General features: G+C 68.7%; 18 protein-coding genes. 16 read left to right on the top strand and 2 right to left on the bottom strand.

All coding sequences use genetic code 11. The annotated features are described in order from the left end of the window. Positions 1-13: 13 nt before the first annotated feature. The 14 genes from ACIOSY_RS00210 to ACIOSY_RS00145 all read left to right on the top strand — a co-directional run bounded on the left by ACIOSY_RS00210 (position 14) and on the right by ACIOSY_RS00145 (position 15087). On the top strand, positions 14-553 hold the full coding sequence (locus ACIOSY_RS00210) for a tripartite tricarboxylate transporter TctB family protein (protein WP_400847157.1): 540 nt from the start codon (positions 14-16) through the stop codon (positions 551-553). Then, positions 550-2205: a tripartite tricarboxylate transporter permease gene (locus ACIOSY_RS00205; RefSeq protein ID WP_400847154.1), complete on the top strand. Its 1656-nt coding sequence runs from the start codon at positions 550-552 to the stop codon at positions 2203-2205. Before ACIOSY_RS00210 ends, ACIOSY_RS00205 begins: the two co-directional genes overlap by 4 nt. Next, positions 2202-3071 (top strand): dihydrodipicolinate synthase family protein, encoded by an 870-nt coding sequence (locus tag ACIOSY_RS00200; protein WP_400847151.1) that lies wholly within the window; start codon positions 2202-2204, stop codon positions 3069-3071. Before ACIOSY_RS00205 ends, ACIOSY_RS00200 begins: the two co-directional genes overlap by 4 nt. A 176-nt stretch (positions 3072-3247) precedes the next feature. Further along, on the top strand, positions 3248-3691 hold the full coding sequence (locus ACIOSY_RS00195) for a DoxX family protein (RefSeq protein WP_400847148.1): 444 nt from the start codon (positions 3248-3250) through the stop codon (positions 3689-3691). Positions 3692-3915: 224 nt separating this feature from the next. Continuing rightward, on the top strand, positions 3916-4596 hold the full coding sequence (locus ACIOSY_RS00190) for a FadR/GntR family transcriptional regulator (RefSeq protein WP_400847145.1): 681 nt from the start codon (positions 3916-3918) through the stop codon (positions 4594-4596). A gap of 96 nt (positions 4597-4692) precedes the next feature. Further along, the gene (locus ACIOSY_RS00185; RefSeq protein ID WP_400847142.1) at positions 4693-5946 is read left to right on the top strand and encodes an ABC transporter substrate-binding protein; all 1254 of its coding nucleotides are present in this window, start codon (positions 4693-4695) and stop codon (positions 5944-5946) included. A gap of 8 nt (positions 5947-5954) precedes the next feature. Next, the gene (locus tag ACIOSY_RS00180; protein WP_400847138.1) at positions 5955-6908 is read left to right on the top strand and encodes a carbohydrate ABC transporter permease; all 954 of its coding nucleotides are present in this window, start codon (positions 5955-5957) and stop codon (positions 6906-6908) included. Further along, positions 6905-7762 (top strand): carbohydrate ABC transporter permease, encoded by an 858-nt coding sequence (locus ACIOSY_RS00175; protein ID WP_400847135.1) that lies wholly within the window; start codon positions 6905-6907, stop codon positions 7760-7762. Before ACIOSY_RS00180 ends, ACIOSY_RS00175 begins: the two co-directional genes overlap by 4 nt. Positions 7763-7807: 45 nt before the next feature. Beyond that, the gene (locus tag ACIOSY_RS00170) at positions 7808-8893 is read left to right on the top strand and encodes a mandelate racemase/muconate lactonizing enzyme family protein (RefSeq protein WP_400847131.1); all 1086 of its coding nucleotides are present in this window, start codon (positions 7808-7810) and stop codon (positions 8891-8893) included. 17 nt (positions 8894-8910) lie between these two features. Then, positions 8911-9738 carry an SDR family oxidoreductase gene (locus tag ACIOSY_RS00165; RefSeq protein ID WP_400847128.1) on the top strand — a complete coding sequence of 276 codons (828 nt, stop codon included), beginning with the start codon at positions 8911-8913 and terminating at the stop codon, positions 9736-9738. Then, positions 9732-10640: a dihydrodipicolinate synthase family protein gene (locus ACIOSY_RS00160; protein WP_400847125.1), complete on the top strand. Its 909-nt coding sequence runs from the start codon at positions 9732-9734 to the stop codon at positions 10638-10640. Before ACIOSY_RS00165 ends, ACIOSY_RS00160 begins: the two co-directional genes overlap by 7 nt. A gap of 83 nt (positions 10641-10723) precedes the next feature. Continuing rightward, on the top strand, positions 10724-11710 hold the full coding sequence (locus ACIOSY_RS00155) for a LacI family DNA-binding transcriptional regulator (RefSeq protein ID WP_400847122.1): 987 nt from the start codon (positions 10724-10726) through the stop codon (positions 11708-11710). Between the two features lie 207 nt (positions 11711-11917). Further along, a complete protein-coding gene (locus ACIOSY_RS00150) occupies positions 11918-13459 on the top strand; it encodes an FGGY-family carbohydrate kinase (protein ID WP_400847119.1) in 1542 nt (513 codons plus the stop codon). Further along, entirely contained in the window at positions 13456-15087 is a 1632-nt protein-coding gene (locus ACIOSY_RS00145; RefSeq protein WP_400847116.1) for a fucose isomerase, read from the top strand. The genes ACIOSY_RS00150 and ACIOSY_RS00145 overlap by 4 nt, the downstream gene beginning before the upstream one ends. A gap of 152 nt (positions 15088-15239) precedes the next feature. Here the strand turns inward: ACIOSY_RS00145 and ACIOSY_RS00140 are convergent, their stop codons facing one another. Next, a complete protein-coding gene (locus ACIOSY_RS00140; protein ID WP_400847113.1) occupies positions 15240-16538 on the bottom strand; it encodes a glycosyl hydrolase in 1299 nt (432 codons plus the stop codon). Positions 16539-16700: 162 nt separating this feature from the next. Between ACIOSY_RS00140 and ACIOSY_RS00135 the strand changes: the two genes are divergently transcribed. Beyond that, entirely contained in the window at positions 16701-17186 is a 486-nt protein-coding gene (locus ACIOSY_RS00135) for a GNAT family N-acetyltransferase (protein WP_400847110.1), read from the top strand. A 69-nt stretch (positions 17187-17255) separates the two neighbouring features. Then, entirely contained in the window at positions 17256-17672 is a 417-nt protein-coding gene (locus ACIOSY_RS00130) for an MmcQ/YjbR family DNA-binding protein (RefSeq protein ID WP_400847107.1), read from the top strand. A gap of 39 nt (positions 17673-17711) precedes the next feature. Here ACIOSY_RS00130 and ACIOSY_RS00125 read toward each other — a convergent pair whose 3' ends face one another. Further along, positions 17712-18299: a hypothetical protein gene (locus ACIOSY_RS00125; protein ID WP_400847104.1), complete on the bottom strand. Its 588-nt coding sequence runs from the start codon at positions 18297-18299 to the stop codon at positions 17712-17714. Positions 18300-18388 lie beyond the last annotated feature (89 nt).

Genomic DNA, 18388 nt, shown 5'->3' with positions numbered 1-18388 from the left:
GAAGGAGACACAGATGTCCACCCCCGACATCACGACAGACCCGGCGGCGTCGGACGAGTACGAAGGCGCACCCGCTTCGAAGCGGCTCGAGATCGTCTTCGGCATCGTCGCCCTCGCCTTCAGCTCCGGCTACGTGTTCCTCACCACGCAGATCCCTCTGCGCCGTGAGGCCGCCCCCGGGCAGATCGACGCCCGCTTCTGGCCCCTGGTCATCGGCATCACCGCCGTCGTGATCGCCGTCGCGATCCTGGCGTTCGCGCTGGCCAAGCCGGCACCCACCCGCGAAGACCTCGAGCAGATCCAGCCCGGCGGCTACGTTCGCGTCATCGCCACGCTCGCCATCACCGGTGCCTTCATCGCCGTGTGGTCGCTCAGCACCGTCATCCTCTTCGGCTACCGCATCGAGGTCTTCCCGATCGCCGCCGCCGTGCTGATGGCCGCCCTCATGCTGCTCTACGGCCACCGCCGCTGGATCAGCCTGATCATCTACTCCGTCTCCCTCACGGCGTTCGTCTACGTCGTGTTCGGGATGCTCTTGAGGATTCCCCTGTGAACGCACTCATGGAGGGGCTGAACTCGCTCCTCGACATCTCGATCCTGCTCTACATGCTCGTCGGCCTCGTGCTCGGCTTCATGGTCGGAGCCTTCCCCGGCATCACCGCGACCATGGCGGTCGCGCTCGCCGCCGGCTTCACGATGACCCTCGAGCCGGTGCAGGGCCTTGCGGTGCTGCTCACGATCTACGTCGCCGCGAACTTCGGTGACCGCGTGCCGTCGATCCTCATCAACACACCCGGCACCCCGGCATCCATCGCCACCACCCTCGACGGATATCCGATGGCGAAACAGGGCAGGGCGGGGCTCGCGCTCACCATCTCCGCGATCGTCTCGGCGGTGGGCATCCTCGCCTCCCTCGTGCTGTTCGCAGTCGCCGCCGTACCGATCGCCAGCTTCGCCCGCGACTACTTCAAGTCGCCGGAGCTGTTCGCCCTGGTCATCTTCGGCATCTCGATCATGATCGGCATCTCGTCGAAGTCGATGCTCAAGGGCATCCTCGCCGGTCTCTTCGGTCTCATGCTCGGCACCGTCGGCACGTACGCCGCGACCGCCGACCAGCGTTTCACCTTCGGGGTGCTGGAGCTCGTCGAGGGCGTCAACTTCATCGCCGTGATCATTGGTCTCTTCGGCATCGCCGAGCTGTTCGACCAGCTGCTCACGTACAAGAAGTCGAACGTGCGGCCAATCTCGAGCCTCGGTCGCTGGTGGCCGAACAAGGCGGAACTCAAGCAGTCGGGCCGCGCGACCGCGGTCGGCGGCGCCGTCGGCCTCGGCGTCGGCCTGATCCCCGCAGCGGGCGGCGATATCGCCGGCCTCATCGGTTGGGAGCGGGCACGCAAGGCGTCGAAGCACCCCGAGATGTTCGGCAAGGGCTCGATCGAGGGCGTCGCCGCGAGCGACACGGCCTCGAGTGCCACGCTCGGCGGATCGCTCACGACCACGATGGCGCTCGGCATCCCCGGCGACTCCGTCATGGCCGTCATGATCGGCTCGATGATCATCTGGGGCATCACCCCCGGCCCGACGCTGTTCACCAACCGCCCCGACCTCGTCGTCTCGATCGTCGGCATCATGCTGATCGCGACGATCCTGTCGCTCGCGCTGAGCCTGGTGCGCATGAAGGGCATGGTGAAGCTGCTCGACGTGCCGCAGCCGTACCTGTGGAGCGGCATCCTGATCTTCTGCATCATCGGCACCTACGCCACGTCGAACAGCCTGTCGACCGTCGTGACGATGCTCGTGTTCGGCGTCATCGGCGTGATGCTCAAGCGCATGCAGGTGCCCGCGGGCCCCGTCGTGCTGGGTCTGCTGCTCGGCCCGCTGGCCGAGGAGAACCTCGCTCGCACCTTGGCGATCCTGCCCACGCGTCCGTTCTTCGAGGTCGTCAGCCCGATCGCGATCGCGCTGCTCGCCCTCGCCGTGTTCTCGATCGTGATGCCGGCCATCCGCGCCGCCCGCAAGCCGCGCGACGAGCGCGCCTCGCTCGCCGACTCGATCCTGCACGACGAGAGCATCCAGCAGATCGAGAAGGCGCACGACGAACTCGCATCCCAACCCGACCTGCTCACCTCCACGGTGCGCAACGTCGATGCATCCCCCCGCGCACGCCGCAAGGCGCGCAAGAACTCCAAGGAGAACGAGAAGTGACCCGCTACGACATCGTGACCGCCGTTCCCACGGCGTTCCACCGCGACGGCAGCCTCGACCTGGAAGGCTCGCGTGCGATCTTCCGCTTCGTGGGCCAGTCGGGCAACGAGGGCGCCTTCGTGCTCGGCACGACGGGGGAGTTCCCCGCCGTCGACGTCGCGGAGTTCACCGCTCTCGTGGGTGCGGCCGTCGAAGAGCTCGCCGACAAGATGCGCGTGATCGTGCACGTCGGTCAGCCCAGCACCTTCGAGGCCGTGCGCCTCGTCGAGATCGCCAAGGGCCTCGGCGCGACCGAGTTCGCAGCCCTCACCCCGTACTACCTGAAGTCGACCGAAGACGCGATCTTCGACTACTACCAGGCGGTGTCGGATGCCGTCGGCGACGGGCGCCTGTACGTGTACATCTACCCGGCGCGCAGCGGCAACACCGTCTCGCCCGAGCTGCTCGTGCGGCTCTCGGCACTGCCGAACGTGGTGGGCGCGAAGCTCAGCGAGCTGTCGCTCGACGAGATCGCCGCGTACCGCGCCGTGGTTCCCGCCGACTTCGACCTCTACACCGGAGCCGACCGCGACCTCATCGCCGCCGTCAACGCCGGCGCGCAGGGCGTCGTCTCGGGCGTCTCGTCGGTCACCCCGAAGCCGTTCCGCGCTCTCGCGGATGCCGGCCGCTCGGGCGATGCCGGGGCGATCGCCGCCGCCCAGACCGCGGTCGACGACGTCGTCTCGCTCATCGGCGGAGACATGGCCCGCATGAAAGAGGCGTACCGCGTGCTGAACGTGGTCGACGCGTACTGCCGCATGGCGATCGCCGAGCCGACCGACGCCGAGCGCACCGCCGTGGCCGAGGTGGTCGCCGCGAACCGCTGAGTGCTGTTTCGGAGGACGGATGCCCGTGGTTCGGGCATCCGTCCTTCTTGCCGTTCCGGGATCCGGGGATGGCGCAACACAGGAGATCGAAAGGTGGTGTTCCCTAGCGTCGATGGTGGGTTCCCCCGCCCGCTCCGCGCCTGGCGCGGTGTCCTGCCACGAAGGAAGGCCTCCTCATGACGAACACCACCGCCCGCAACACCGCCGCCACCTCGTGGGGACTCCTGGTCCTCCGCGTCGTCGTCGGCGCGATCTTCGTCGCACACGGTGCGCAGAAGATCTTCGAGTACACGCTCGCCGGCACGATCGGCAGCTTCGCGGGCATGGGCGTGCCCCTGCCCGAGATCGCGGCACCGCTCGTCGCCTTCGTCGAGTTGATCGGCGGAGCGATGCTTCTCGTCGGTCTGTTCACGCGTCTCGCGGGCATCCTGCTCGCGGTCGACATGCTCGTCGCCCTGGTGCTCGTGCACCTGCCCGCGGGCCTCTGGGTCGGTGAGGGCGGCTACGAGTTTGTGGCCGTTCTCGGCGCGGTCGCCCTGGCGCTCGCGTTCACCGGCGCCGGTCGGTTCTCGGTCGACCGCGGTGTGCTGCGCGGGCGTGCGCCGGCCTGGCTCGCCTGACGCTAGCCAGCAGTACGGTGACGGATGCCGCGGGGGAGTGCCCCCGCGGCATCCGTCGTTTCATCGCACTGACTTGTAGGACAAGTCGCGGTTTTTAGGTTCCGTGTTTCGGATACTTGACGACAACTTGACCGACAGCTAGGCTCAATCTCGGCACCGAGGCCCAGAAAATCGCGAAGGAGCGACAGAAGATGTCAGACAAATATCTCAGTGAAGACACTGACTTGTCTGATGCGCTCTACCGCCGCCTCGCTCAGCACCTGCAGCGCTCCGGTCTTCAGCCCGGCGACCCGCTCCCCACCGAAGCCGAACTCGGGCACGACCTCGGCCTCGGCCGGCAGCGTGTGCGCGAAGCGCTCGGCGTGCTCGAGGCCTTCGGCGTGGTCGTCTCGCGCCAGGGTGCGCGCCGTGTGTGGCGGGGCTTCCGCGCGTCTGATCTCGCGACGCGCTGGATCGCCTTCGTCGACGACCCCGAGGTCGCGACGCGCGAGCTGCTCGAAGTGCGGCACGCGCTCGAGACGTCGCTTCTGCCCATGGTCATCCCTCGGCTCACCCCCGATGATTTGGCGCGCCTGCGCGCCCTGTCGGAGGAGATGGTGGAGCGGGCGCTGCGCGGTGAGAGCTTCGCCGAGCAGGACCAGAAGTTCCATCGCGGCCTCCTGGCCCCCATGGGCAATGCCTTCGTCGACCAGTTCCTGCACTCCTTCTGGGTGGTCTTCTCCGCCTCGGAGAGCGACAAGGTCGAAGAAGACCCGGCGATCGCCGCGATGCACGGCCGCATCATCGATGCGATCGAAGCCGGCGACGCGCGCCGAGCGGTGCACGAGCTCGACGTGCACTTCTACGGCGTGCGCAACCGCTACCCCGACATCGCCTTCGGGGCGACGGCGGATCTGACCGTCTGAACCGGGCGGATGGATCAACTCTTTTCCGCACGCGGCATGAAATCGATTTCACCCTAGAACGAACACCCTCAACTGATGGACGAAGGAGTACACATCATGAGCTTCACGAAGAGATTCCTCCCTGCCGTCGCCATCCTCGGCGTCGCGGCGCTGACGGCGGGCTGCGCGAGCGGCGCCCCCTCGGAGTCCGAAGGGTCGGGCCCGGTCGAGATCACGTACTGGCTCTGGCAGGATGACGCGACGGACGCGACCTGGACCGAACTCGCCGAAGAGTTCAACAGCTCGCAGGACGACGTGGAGGTCGTGCTCGAGACCATCCCCCTCGACCAGTACCAGAACCAGCTCGTGTCGTCCGCGATGAACGGCACCGGCCCCGATGCCGCACGCAGCAAGGACTGGTGGCTCGGACAGTTCGCGCCGGAGGGCGCCATCGCCGACCTCACCCCCTACATCGACGAGTGGGACGCGTCCGACGACGTCGTCGACTCCCTCTGGGCGACCGGAGAGCTGCCCGGCGACGACGCGGTCTACATGCTTCCGCACCAGTACACGACGCTGTACCTCTACTACCGCGTCGACTACTTCGCCGAACTCGGCCTCGAGCCGCCGAAGTCGCAGCAGGACCTGCTCGACGCCGCGGCCGCGCTCACCGGCGACGGACGCTACGGCATCGACGTGCGCGGCGGCGCGGGCGGACAGGACCAGTGGCTCGCCTGGATGTACGCCGGCGGGGCATCCGTGGTCGACGACAAGGGCGAGGTCGTTCTCGACGACGCCGACGCCGTCAAGGTCAACGAGGACTACCTGAGCCTCGTCACCGACCTGCAGGCAGCCCCTCCCGGGTCGATCACCGCGGCCTTCGCCGATGTGAAGACGAACTTCGTCGAGGGACTCACGGGCATGATGATCCACCACCCCGGCTCCCTGAAGGAACTGCAGGGCGTCTTCGGTGACAACCTCGGCGTGGTCCCGATCCCCACGGGCGACGGCAAGCCGGGCGCGACGCTGGGCAGCATGAGCGGGAACGTCATCCTCGAAGGATCGGACAAGAAGGATGCCGCGTGGGAGTGGATCTCGTGGCTGAGCGAACAGCCGCAGATCGAGAAGATGTCGGCGTCGCCGCAGGGCCAGCTGCCCGTCCTGGAATCGGTCATCAGCTCGGACGCGTACACGAGCGACCCGCAGCTCGCGGTCGCCGTCGACGCGATCCGCACCGCGAAGACCTGGCCCGCCCTCGCGGGTGTGGCCGAGCTCGCGGCGAAGGAATGGAACCCGCTGATCCAGCAGGCGTTCCAGGGCGAGATCAGCAGCCAGGACGTGCTGACCAAGATGGCTGACGTCCTGCGCTGAGAGTCGACATGACAAGCTCCACACTCACTGAAGCCGTCGTCACCGGCCGGCCGGCACCGCGCCGGCCGGTGACCCGGCGCCGTCGCCCGGCCCGGCGCGGCGCGATCGCACCCCTGGTGCTGCTCGCGCCGGCGATCGTGCTGGTCGCCGTGTTCGCCGGCTACCCGCTCGTGCGCTCCATCTGGTTCTCCCTCAACGACGTCAGCGTGTTCACGGGGGTGCTCGAGTTCGTCGGATTCGAGAACTTCGCAAGCGTCATCGGAACCGCGGAGTTCTACCCGACGCTCGGCCGCACGGCGGTCTGGACGTTCGGTGCTGTCTCGCTCCAGCTCGTGGGCGGGCTGTGCCTCGCGCTCATGCTCAACAACCGGTTCCCGATGCGCGGTGTGTACCGCGGGCTCATCATGATCCCGTGGGCCACCCCGAGCGTGCTCGTCGCCCTCATGTGGAAGTGGATCCTCGACCCCAACAACGGAGTCCTCAACCAGTGGCTGCTCGGCGCGGGCATCATCGACGCGCCGATCGAGTTCCTCTCGCAGAACAGCACCGCACTGCCGACGCTCATCATGATCGACGTCTGGCAGGGCATCCCGCTCTTCGCGATCATGATCCTTGCGGCGCTGCAGAGCGTGTCGGGCGAGCTCAAGGAATCGGCGCAGATCGACGGATGCGGGCCGGTGTCGGTGTTCCGCCACGTGGTTCTGCCGGCGATCCTGCCGACGATCCTCATCACGACCCTCCTGCGCTTGATCTGGACCTCGAACTACGTCGACCTGATCTTCATCCTCACCGGCGGAGGCCCCGGCACATCGTCGACGACCCTCGCCCTCGAGTCGTACCTCACCACCTACAAGGCGAGCGACTTCGGTTCCGGTGCCGCCTACGCGGTCATCCAGGCGCTGTTCCTCGCGGTGTTCATCGCGCTCTACGTTCGCCTCACCCGGAAGGACGCCAACCGATGAGTACCTCGACGCCCACACGCATCCGCGTCGGACGCTACGCCGGGAAGACCGGATTCGGCATCGCCCTGATCGGTGTGCTCGCCCTCGTTCTCGGGCCGTACATCGTGATGCTCCTCACCTCGCTCACTCCCCGCGAAGAGCTCGTGGGAGCAGGGGCGAACCTGATCCCGTCGGAGTTCACGATCGCCTCGTACGAGGAGCTCGTCACGACGACGCCGTTCCTCAGCTACCTGCGCAACAGCCTCCTGGTGGCGGCGATCGCGGTGCCGATCACCCTGATCGTGTCGACCGGGGCGGCGATCGCGATGTCGCGGTTCGACTTCCGTGGCCGCGGCGCCGTGATGATCGGTCTGCTGCTCGCCCAGATGTTCCCGGCCGTGCTGCTCGTCATCTCGCTGCAGGGGCAGCTGCGCGGCATGGGGCTGATGGACACGACCCTCGGGCTCGCGCTCGTGCACGCCGCGTTCGCCACCCCCTTCGCGACCTGGCTGCTCAAGGGCTTCGCGGACTCCATCCCGCGCGAGATCGAAGAGGCCGGGCAGATCGACGGAGCATCCTCGGCGCAGATCATCCGCATCCTGCTGCTGCCGCTGCTGCGCCCGGGAATGGTCGCGGCGGGAACGTACGCGTTCATCCTGACCTGGAACGAGTTCCTCTACGCCCTGACATTCACCTCGCAGACCGCCACGCGCACCCTGCCGGTGGGACTGCACCTCTTCATCGGCGAATACCAGATCCGTTGGGACCTGCTCACCGCCGGAGGAGTGCTCTCGGTGCTCCCCGTCGTGATCGGCTTCCTCATCGTGCAGAAGCGCCTCGTCGCCGGCCTCGCAGCCGGCGCCGTCAAGGGCTGACCCCGCACACCCCTCATTCCCCCACGCCCATCGGAAGGACCACGCGTGAAAATCGAATCCATCGACATCCAGCTCTCCCGGATCCCCCTGCCCAAGGGGCCGTGGGGTGATCAGATCCACAAGGTCACGCACATCGAGATCATCCTCGCCGACATCACGACCGACACCGGACTCGTCGGCACCGGCTTCAGCCACACGTCGGGCGTCGGCGGGCAGATGATGATGGCCGCGCTGCGCGAGCTCATCCCCACCCTCATCGGCAAAGAGGTCAACCCGCGCGGCATCTGGCACCACTCGTGGCAGTACCTGCGCGACAACGGCCCCGGCGGCACGACCACTCTCGCGATCGCCGCGATCGACATCGCTCTGTGGGATCTGCTGGGCAAGAACTACCAGCAGCCGCTCGCCAAGCTGCTCGGACAGGTGCGCGATCGCGTCGCGCTCTACGGCAGCGGCATCAACCTCAACCTCTCGGCCGAAGAGGTCGTCGAGCAGGTCAAGGGCTGGAAGGCCGACGGCTACGCAGCCGCCAAGGTCAAGGTGGGCAAGCCCGACCTCGAAGAAGACGTGTACCGCCTGACGAAGATCCGTGAAGCGGTCGGCGAATACCCGCTGATGGTCGACGCGAACCAGGGGTGGACCTACGGCGAGGCCGTGCGGGCCGTCACGCGCTTCCGCGATCTCAACCTCTACTGGGTCGAGGAGCCGCTGCGGGTCGACGATGTCGAGTCGCACGCGCGCCTGCGGGCTCGCTCGCCGATCCCGATCGGCCTCGGCGAGAACGTGTACACGCTGCAGCAGTTCAACCAGTACCTGGTGGCCGACGCGTGCGACTTCATCCAGGCCGACGTGGGTCGCGTGGGCGGCATCACGCCGTACATGGACATCGCCGCCCTCGGTCGCGCGTACAACGCCCCCATGACGCCCCACTTCGTCATGGAGCTCACGGCCAACGTGCTGTGCGCGGTGCCCAACGCGCTGTTCGGTGAGATGACCGACGGCGGGACGCTCACCGACCTGGGGGTCATCAAGCCGCAGCTGCCGCAGAACGGCTTCTTCGTGCCGAACCAGACTCCGGGCAACGGCCTCGAGTACGACCGAGAGAACCTCGCGCGCCTCGCGGTGCGTTGAGTCGAGGAGTGCACGCCATGACAGACATCTTTGACGTCTCCCACCGCATCGTCCTCGTGACGGGCGGCCTCGGCCAGATCGGTGCCGCCTTCGTGCGCGAACTGCATGCGCGCGGTGCGCGGGTCGCCGTGGCATCGCGCACCGCCGACGCCGAGCGGTTGCGCAGTGTCTTCCCCGACATCGCCGACAGCGACCGTCTGCTCCCCGTCGCGATCGACATCGTCTCTAAGGAGAGCGTCAACGCCGGGCTCGACGAGATCGAGCGCCACTGGGGTGCGGCGCCGGATGCCGTCATCAACAACGCCGGCATCGACACGCAGCCCAGCGCCCCGCCCGAGGTCTCCGGTCCGTTCGAGGACTTCCCCCTCGAGGTGTTCCGCGAGGTCGTCGACGTCAACCTCGTCGGCACGTTCATCGTCACCCAGGCTGCCGGCTCTCGCATGCGGGCTGCGGGGCGACCGGGGTCGATCATCAACGTGGGGTCGATCTACGGCATGGTCTCGCCGGTGCAGGACATCTACGCCTACAAGGAGGAGCAGACGGGCGTGCCGTTCGTGAAGCCCGTTGCCTACTCGGCGGCGAAGTCGGGGCTCTACAACCTCACCCGCTACTGCGCCACCTACTGGGGCCGGCAGGGCATCCGCGTCAACACTCTCACCCCGTCGGGGGTGGGGCGCGATACGCAGGACGCGACGTTCCAGAAGAACTACACCGACCGCATCCCGGTGGGGCGCATGGCCGATGCGACCGACTTCAACGGTGCGGCGGTCTTCCTGCTGTCGGATGCCTCGAGCTATATGACCGGCGCCAACCTGGTCGTCGACGGAGGGTGGACGGCATGGTGACCGCCGCCGACCTCGGCGTGCTGATGGCGGCCATCGCCACTCCCTACGACGCCGACGACGCGGTCGACACCGCCGCCATCTCGACCCTCGTCGACGACTACGTGTCGCGCGGGGTGGAGGGCATCTACTGCTGCGGGTCGTCGGGCGAGGGGCTGCTGCTGACCGCCGACGAGCGCACGGCGGTCGTCGAGGCCGCCGTGGATGCCGCCGCCGGACGCATCCCGGTCGTCGCGCACGTGGGTGCCCTGTCGACGCGAGAGGCGATCGACCTGGCGCAGCGCGCGCATCGGGCCGGAGCATCCGCCATCTCGATGATCCCGCCGATCTACTACTCGTACGGCAACGCGGCGGTCATCGATCACTACCGGGCCGTGCTCGATGCGGTCGATCTGCCGCTGATCGTCTACAACATCCCGCAGTTCACCGGCACAGAGTTCACCGTCGATTCCGGCGCGGAGTTGCTCGGCGACCCCCGGGTGATCGGGGTGAAGCAGACGGCGCACAACATGTACGCGCTGGAGCGGATGAAGGCGGCGTTCCCTGACAAGGCCTACATCAACGGGTTTGACGAGGTGTTCGTGCCCGCCATCGCGGCGGGCGCGCGCGGCACGATCGGCACCACGGTCGGCCTGCAGGTCGAGCTCTTCCGTGCGGCTCGCGCCCTGCTCGACGCCGGCGATCTGGCGGGCGCGCAGCGGGTGCAGGGGCGGATCAACCACGTCATCGCCGAGCTCGTGGCGGTCGACGTGTTCCCCGCGGCGAAGTACCTCTCGGGTCGCAGCGCGGAGGGCGCCGGTTCTCTCGGCGACTGCCGCAAGCCGTTCCGGTCGCTCTCGGCGGATGACCGTGCGCGTCTCGACGTGCTCGGACGCACGCTCGACGGGTTCCTCGCCGACATCTGAGAAGTCGGCACGGAGGGGTGGTGCGCCGTTGTGGTGCGCCGCCCCTCCGTCGAGAGGGATGAAATCGGTTACAGTGAGTGCCCATGACCACGATCTACGATGTGGCGGAGCGCGCCGGCGTCTCGCCCGCGACCGTCTCGCGGGTGTTCAACGGCACCAACGTCTCGCCCGAGAAGGTCGCCGCGGTGCGCAAGGCCGCGGCCGACCTGAACTTCACGCCGAACCGTGCCGCCCGCACGCTGCGCACGCAGAGCTCCGAGGTCATCGCACTCGTCATCCCCGACATTGAGAACCCGTATTTCACCGAGATGGCGCGCGGGGTCGAAGACGTCGCCAGTGAGGCCGGGTACTCGGTCGTGCTCTGCAACTCCGACTCGCAGACCGAGAAAGAGGCGACGTACCTGCAGATCGCGATCGCCGAGAACATGTCGGGGGTCATCATCGCCACGGCATCCGAATCATCGAGTCTCGACAGCATCCTCGCCACCCGGCGACCGGTCGTGGCCGTCGACCGCGCCACCCGCTACGACGTCGACGGCGTCGTGATCGCGAACCGGGCCGCCGGCATCGCGGCCACCGAATCGCTGATCGAAGCCGGATACCGGCGCATCGCCTACATCGGCGGGCCGGAAGACATCGACACCGCCGCCGACCGTGCGGCCGGGTGGCGGGCCGCGCTCGCCGCATCAGGACGCTCGTCCGACATCGACGCGCTGCAGCGGTTCGCGACGTTCCGCGTCGACGGGGCGCGCGCCGCCATGGAAGAGCTGCTCGACCTGCCCGAACCGCCGGATGCCGTCGTCGCCGGCAACAATCTCATCGGTGTCGGCGCGATCCAGGTGCTCACCGAACGGGAGCTCACCCCGCCGCAGGTGGGGGTGGCCGTGGTGGGTTCGCTGCCGTTCACGACGCTTTCGCCGACCGCGGTGACGATGGTGCGACTGCCCGCCCGGCACATGGGCGTGACGGCCGCGCGCATGCTGATCGAGCGCATCGCGGGCGATGCGCAGCCCGCCCGCACCGTGGTGCTGCGGGGCGACGTGCAGCACGCGAGCGCCGTGCGCGTCTAGCCCGTCGAAGGGTGCCCTGCCGACGGATCTCCGTCCCTAACTCAGGACAGGTCGGGCACAAACCCGGCTGAGGGGGCGTGGGCCACCTCGAATCGGTGCTTTTTCCTGAGTTAGGGACAGCCCCGAGCCGAGACCGCACTCGCGCTTGCGCCATGAAATCGATTTCAGATATTCTTTCCGGAGAGCAGCGTGATCAAGGAGGACACCATGCGGCACACCCTCGGGGTCGACGTCGGCACATCGAGCACCAAGGGCGTGCTCGTGACCGGCGACGGCACGATCGTCGCCGCGGCGACCCGCGCGCACGACGTCTCGCGCCCGCACACGGGCTGGGTCGAGATGGATGCAGCGATCTGGTGGGACGAGTTCGTCTCGATCGCGCGTGATCTGATCGCCGCCCACCCGGATGCCGAGATCTCCGCCGTCGGCGTGAGCGGCATGGGCCCGTGCGTGCTGCTCGCCGACGAGCGCGACGAGCCGGTGCGCCCCGCGATCCTCTACGGCGTCGACACGCGCGCGACCGCGCAGATCGAGCGCATGACCGCCGAGCTCGGCACCGACGAGATCACCCGCGTCGGCGGATCGGTGCTCACCTCGCAGGCCGGCGGTCCGAAGATCGCCTGGGTCGCCGACGAAGAAGCGGATGCCTGGGCGCGCGCCCGCCGTCTCTTCATGCCGGCGTCGTGGCTCGCCCGCAAGCTGACGGGCGCGTACGTGCTCGACCACCAGTCGGCCAGCCAGGTCTCGCCCCTCTACGACATCGAGAACGAGCGCTGGCACGCGCCGTTCTGGGAGCGGTACGCCGCGACGATCGAGCAGCCGACCCTCGCCTGGGCGGGCGACATCGCGGGCTCCGTCACCGCCGAGGCCGCCGAGCTCACCGGCATCCCGGTCGGCACGCCCGTCATCACCGGCACGATCGACGCGTGGACCGAGGCGGTCAGCGTCGGCGCGCACGAGGTCGGCGATCTCATGCTCATGTACGGCACGACGATGTTCCTCGTCGCGACCGGCGACGAGACCCTCCGCACCCCGTCGATGTGGACCACGGCCGGTGCCTTCCCCGGCACCCGCAACCTCGCCGGCGGCCTCTCGACCTCGGGTGCGCTCACCGCGTGGCTCAAAGACCTGACGGATGCCGATTACCCGCAGCTGCTCGCCGAGGCCGAAGCATCCGGGCCCGGCGCCCGCGGCCTGCTGGTGCTGCCGTACTTCGCGGGGGAGCGCACCCCCATCCAGGATCCCGATGCCCGCGGCGTGATCGCCGGCCTCACCCTCGAGCACACCCGCGGTGACCTGTACCGTGCGGCGCTCGAAGCGACGGCCCTCGGCGTGCGACACAACGTCGAGACCATGCGGTCGGCGGGTGCCGACATCCGCCGGATCGTCGCCGTCGGCGGCGGCACGCAGGGGCAGCTCTGGCTGCAGGTCGTCTCCGATGTGACAGGCCTCGTGCAGGAGGTTCCGGCGACGACGATCGGCGCGAGCTACGGCGCCGCCTTCCTCGCCGCGACCGCCGTCGCGACCGACGGACCGACCCCGCTCATCACCGACTGGAACCCGGTCGCCCAGACCATCACCCCGAACCCGGCGCTGCGCGCCCAGTACGACACCCTCTTCGACCGGTACGTGCGCCTGTACGCCGGAACGAAAGACATCGTGCACGAACTCGCCGCCGAGCAGCGCGGCACCACCCGCCCCACGACCTCATCGACCACCGCATCCACCCCCGCAACGGAGGAATCATGACCTACGCACTCCCGACCACGGCATCCCGCCCGACATCCGCGCCGAAGACGGCCTACCTGATCGCCTCGGGCGACCTGCGCGAGGCCGCCAACACCGGCGGCTGGCCCGTGCAGGTCGAACTCGAAGCCGGCGTCACCGGCGTCTTCAACGACCTCGGCTGGACCGTCATCCGCGCCAACGGCGTCGACCCCGCCACCGGCCACGGCTTCATCTCGAGCCAGCGCATGGGCCTCGAGGTCTTCAAGAACATCCCGACGGATGCTCCGCTCATCGTCGCCGAGGCCGTCTGGCAGTACTCGCACCACGTGCTCGCCGGCCTGCGCACGCACCAGGGGCCGATCCTCACGGTCGCGAACTTCGCGGGCGACTGGCCCGGACTCGTCGGTCTGCTCGGCCTGAACGCCGGTCTCACCAAGATGGACAAGCCCTACGCATCGATCTGGTCGGTCGACTTCAGCGACGAGTGGTTCAAGAACGGCATCAAGGAGTGGACCGAGACCGGCGCCATCACCCACGACGCCTCGCACGTGCGCCCCCTGCCCGAGCTGCCCGAGAGCCCCGAGAAGCAGCTGGGTGAGGCGCTCGCCGCCGAGCTGCTCGCGGAGAAGGCCATCATCGGCGTTTTCGACGAGGGCTGCATGGGCATGTACAACGCCATCTTCGACGACGAGCTGCTCAACCAGACCGGCATCTACAAGGAGCGCCTGTCGCAGTCGGCGCTCTACGCCGAGATGCTCGAGGTCTCCGAAGACGAGGCGAACGCCGCCTACGACTGGCTGATCGACGCGGGGATGACGTTCCAGTACGGCGAGGATGCCGCCACCGAGCTCACCCGCGAGCAGGTGCAGTGGCAGCTGAAGATGTACATCGCCGCGCTCCGCATCGCCGATGACTTCGGTCTCGACGCGGTCGGCATCCAGTACCAGCAGGGTCTGAAGGACCTGGTGCCGGCATCCGACCTCGCCGAAGGCATCCTGAACTCCACCGAGCGCCCGCCGGTCACCTCGCGCGACGGTTCGCGCGTGCTACACGAGGGGCGTGCCTTCCCGCACTTCAACGAGGCCGACGAGGGCGTCGCGGTCGACGCGCTCGTCACCGATCGCGTGTGGCGTGCGATGGGCCTCGTGCCCGACAACACCCTGCACGACGTGCGCTGGGGCGAGGACTACGACGGCCAGTTCGTGTGGGTCTACGAGATCTCGGGATCGGTCCCCGCCTCACACCTCGGCGGATGGCAGAACGCCGAGGGCTGGCGTCAGGGCCATGTGTTCTTCCCCGCGGGCGGCGCCACGATCAACGGCGTCTCGAAGCCGGGTGAGATCGTGCTCTCGCGCGTGTTCATCGCCGACGGCATCCTGCAGGCCGACATCTTCCGTGCGTCGGTCGTCGAGCTGCCCGCCGAAGAGACCCAGCGCCGCAAGGACGCCACCAACCCGGAGTGGCCGATCGCGCACGTCGTGCTGCACGGCATCTCGCGCGACCAGTTCATGGCCCGTCACAAGGCCAACCACGCCCAGCTCGTCTACACGCCCGACGCCGAGACCGCCGACAAGGCGCTCGTGGCGAAGGCCGCCATGTTCGCCGGCATGGGCATCAAGGTCAACCTCGTCGGAGACGTCGCGGTCTGAGCCCCCGGAGGGGGAGGAGGGGCGGATGCTTCGGCATCCGCCCCTCTCTGTCTGCGTCCCGGCCCACGGTGAGGGGTCAAGACACGCCGTTCGCAACGTGCGAGGCGCGGCGTGTCTTGACCTCTCACCGAATCGGAAGGGGCCCGCAAGCTTCAGACGACGGTGTTCTGCGAGGCGTACTCGGTGCGTTCGACGACGGGTCGCACCAGCTCGGAGATGCCGCGGGCCGCGAGCGCGGCGGGGGAGGCGGCATCCTTCGAGGTGACGAACGTCGGGTCGGCCCCGGCCTCGCACGCGTCGACCCACGCCTGGAAGATCGTGCCGCCGGGGCTCATCGCACCGCGGCTGATCGGCGTCTCGTTCTCGTCGACCTCGACCACGATGCCGAGCGGGCGGGCCGGCACCGGCTGACGCTCGCGCAGCTCGGGGATGAGTTCGGCGAACCGGCGGCCGATCGGTTTGGCCGTGCCGGTCTGGTCGACGAGGCCGAGGGTGTACTCCAGCTCGGGGAAGTCGGCGAGATCGCGGCTCACGTCGTGCGAGCACCACCAGGTGACGCCCCACAGGTTGTCGCTGCGCACGACCGAGCGCAGCGTCGCCTCGAGGAAGTCGGGCGTCTGCTCGGGCGTGAGGCAGTTCGACGGGGCGCCGACCTCCTGCAGCCAGATGGGGCGGGTGGGATCGGTGGCGAAGCCGCGCGCGAGCTCGATCATGTACTCGGCATGGCGGTCGGAGGCGCCCGAGCGCCCGCCGTACCTCTGCGCGGTGCCGTTGAAGATCCACGAGTGCACGGTCGTCAGGGCGCCGAGCCGAGTGGCGAGCGCGGGGGTGAAGCCGTGGCCATCCATGTACCAGGCGGCGTCGTATTCGCTGTGCACGTGCTGCTGCGCGGGGGCGGATGCTTCGGCCGCATCGAGCAGCGTCGTGATCCAGTTCGCCGCCTCGGCCTCGGTGACCGGCCAGGGTGACGGATGCGTCTGCGCCGAGAACTGGTTCGTCTCGTTGCCGAGGGTGAAGCCGAGGAAGTTGCGAGCATCCGTCAGCCGTTCGCCCAGGCGCGTGACCAACTCGGCCTGCCCGCTCAGAGCCTCGGGGTGCGTGAACATGTTCTTGTCGTGCCAGGTGAACAGCCACGAGGGGATGAAGTCGAAGCTCGACAGGTGTCCCTGGATCACATCGACGCTCGCGTCGAGTCCGAACTCGGCGGCGACGTCGATCACCGCGCGCACGTCGTCGATGGCCTCTTGGCGGATGAGGGTGCGGTTGGGCTGCAGCACGGTCCACAGCGGGAAGATGCGCAGGTGGTCGAGGCCGAGATCGGCGAGGGCCGAGAAGTCGCGGCGCACCTCGTCGAGATCGAGCGACATCCACGCGTGCATCCACTGCGATCGCGGCGTGTAGTTCGCGCCGAAGCGCAGGGGGTCGGCGGGGGTGAGGGCGACGGTGTCCATCGGGCCAGCCTAGTCAGGGGCATCCGCCTTGCCGGGCCGCGTTCTCGCTGTCATTCGGGAGGAGATCGGCGTTCGGGAGGGCGGATTTCGCGAAAGCACCCTCCCGAACGCCGATCTCCTCCCGGGTGCGGAGCGGGGCCGGCGGCGTGAGAGATTTGAGGGGTGATTCGTGAGGCAGATCTGAGTGGGACGGATGCCGTCGCCGTGGGGCGACTCGTGGCGGAGTATCTGCTGCAGACCGAGCGGGAGAAGGCCGAGCACGGCGTGATCCCGCCGCGTGCCGCCGACGTGCTCGACGATGCTCATCGGCGTGAGGTCGATGCCCCGGCGAGTGCTTACGCCGGATACCGGGTGTTCGTCGCCGAGGTCGACGGCGAGGCATCCGGCGTGGTCGTGCTGCGCCCCGGAACCTCAGGTGCCGAGCCGGGGGTCGCCGAGATCAAGCGGCTCTGGGCTCTGCCGCGGGCGCGCGGCCGCGGCGTGGGGTCGGGGTTGCTCGACGCGGCGATCGCGGCGGGCGGTGGGGCTGCGCGGCTGTCGGTCTGGGACTGGCGCACCGACGTCATCCGCCTGTACGAGTCGCGGGGTTTCGTGCGCATGCCGTCGTGGGAATCGCGCGAGCGGCTCGTCTGCATGCAGCGCGGCTGAGCCTCCCGCGTCTACGAGCGCCGCTCGCAGCGGGTTCCACGGCGGCGCCCGAGGTGAGACGATGACGCGATGGCGACCCTCGATGACGTGCGCGCGATCGCTCTCGCCCTGCCCGGCGCAGAGGAGAAGGTGGGCGGGCACACCGGCGAGCCGGCCTGGCGACTGAAGAGCGGTCAGTTCGCCTGGATGCGCGGGCCGCGGCCGCGGGGCACCGACCTGCGGCAGCTCGCCGAGCTCGGTCGGCAGTGGCCGGACGGCCCGGTGCTCGGAATCCGTGTGGGGAGTCTGGAGGAGAAGGAGGCGCTCCTCGCCGCGGAGCCCGACGCGCTCTTCACCATCCCGCATTTCGACGGCTACCCGGCGGTGCTCGCCCGCCTCGACAACATCGACCGTGAGCGGCTGGGCGAGATCATCGCGGATGCCTGGCTGACGCGGGCGCCGGCGCGCGTCGTGCGCGAGTGGCTGGACGCCCACGGACTCGAGTGACCCTGGACGGGATGCAGATCGTCCGCCCCCGACGGGCGCTCAGGCGGGCGGCAGCCGCAGCACGCCCGGCGTCTCGCCGCCGGTGAGGTCGTCGGAGATGCGGATGCTGCGCGCCAGGTCGTCGAGGGCGCCCGACAGCGTGCCGAACCGCTCGCGCTCGTTGCCGATCGCGGTGAGGGTGATGAGATGCGTGCCGGTGTCCCACGTGTAGGTGGTGAACGGGGGAGCGGTCGGCGATTCGGGCATCGCGACGACCAGCTTCTCGCCGGCGCCGAGCCGGGTGGGGAACGACTGTGTGTCGTCGTAGTCCATCGGCATCGAGGCGCGGGCGATGCGGATTTCGGGGGTGAGCTCCTGTGCGGTCGCCATCGCGACGACGAGTTCGGGGTCGGCCTTCCACGTCCACACGAGCACGCGGCCGTCGGCGCGCTTCATCAGTGCGGGGGCCGCCTGGCTCATCACCCAGGCGCCGAACCGGGAGCCCGGGCGCTCGGTCGCGCCGAGGGCCGTGTTCGCCTGGCCCAGGAGCATCCGAATCGCCGCCTTGCGGTGGCGACGGCCCTTCCAGCCCAGGGAGTCCGTCACAGGGATCCAGAGCGCGGGGTCGGCATCGGCAGTCAGTCGCATGCTTCCACGGTAGACGGTGTTGCCGGGAGGATGCCGGTGGGCCTGGGCCGCCCGCTCATGCCCCTCGGGTAGAGTTGCCAGCGCCCGCA

Origin of the sequence: Microbacterium sp. NPDC087665 (assembly GCF_044743285.1) — a bacterium.
GTDB lineage: Bacteria > Actinomycetota > Actinomycetes > Actinomycetales > Microbacteriaceae > Microbacterium.
This window is presented reverse-complemented; position numbering and strand designations above follow the sequence as displayed.